The 1,050-nt window shown below is 36.0% G+C and carries 1 protein-coding gene and 2 pseudogenes; 1 reads left to right on the forward strand and 2 read right to left on the reverse strand.

Annotation, left to right across the window (positions count from 1 at the left end; genetic code table 11):
- Positions 1 to 190, forward strand: a pseudogene (locus RT405_RS12840) (organic hydroperoxide resistance protein); the annotation flags it as partial.
- Here RT405_RS12840 and RT405_RS12845 read toward each other — a convergent pair.
- Together RT405_RS12845 and RT405_RS12850 are read right to left on the reverse strand one after the other, a co-directional pair.
- The gene (locus RT405_RS12845; protein WP_313470194.1) at positions 191 to 610 is read right to left on the reverse strand and encodes an NUDIX domain-containing protein; all 420 of its coding nucleotides are present in this window, start codon (positions 608 to 610) and stop codon (positions 191 to 193) included.
- Between the two features lie 187 nt (positions 611 to 797).
- Positions 798 to 1,050, reverse strand: a pseudogene (locus RT405_RS12850) (folate transporter); the annotation flags it as partial.

The raw sequence follows: 1,050 nt of genomic DNA on the forward strand, positions 1-1,050 counted from the left end.
ATTGCTTTCAGACCCAACAGATAATGGATTCAAATTAGCTGCTAAAATGGAAGTGGGTATCGAAGGCAAAGACTTAACAGAAACTCAAGAACTAGCTGATAAAGCTCATACTTTTTGCCCTTACTCGAAAGCAACAAAAGGCAACATCGATGTAACGGTTACTGCAGTCGAATATAAAGAAGATAACTAATCAAAAAACTGATTGGGCATATGCCCAATCAGTTTTTAACGCTTCAGGCACTGTCATCCAGGTTAATTCATTAAAATCTTCCAAGGGTTCACTGACTTTTTCCCATACATCAATGACATAAAAATAAGCGGGATTATGATAGTACTGCTTTCGATGAGTAGAATAAAAATAATCCTCTGCGTCACCTAAATGTCGCCCTATTTCAATCCGACAGCCTAGCTCTTCCATTGATTCCCGTTGCAATGTTTCTTCATTTGTTTCCTGATTTTCTTTTTCTCCGCCTGGTAATAGATAAGAACCATTAGGAGGTGAAACAACAAGTATGTTCTTTTTTTCAGGGTCAGATAGAATACCATATACTCCAATGCGGATTTGATAGTGTTCTTTTTCCTTTTTCACGCCAAAAGTACGAGTAATCATAAAAGGCCCTCCGATTGTTATTCTTTTTCATTATTCTTCTCATCTTTTTTTAATCAGTTTAGCTTTTTTTAATAAAAGTGTCAATTTAATTCAGCAGATTAATTGGCTTCTATCTAAAATAAGGCCAAAAAGTTGGAGAAACCTCCAACTTTTTGGCCTTCTTATTTACGTATCCATCAATTGTTCATTATTCAATTTTAGTTGCTTTTCGCAAGGTTTTATTTTGCAATACGAAGTACAACAAAGCGATATTGACCGGTGCCAATACCAAGTTTTGGATAAGCCGTGCCGGAAAAATAACATAAATGGCTTTATCTAACAAGATGGTCAACCACAATGTATTCAATCCCAAGTTAACAAAAACCGTTACTAATAGGATGGCAAGTATTACGCGTCCAAGGGTCTTAGGCTTCTTGTACAAAATCAGCCCATAAATAACG

This window comes from Carnobacterium sp., assembly GCF_032094055.1.
Taxonomy (GTDB): Bacteria; Bacillota; Bacilli; order Lactobacillales; family Carnobacteriaceae; genus Carnobacterium_A.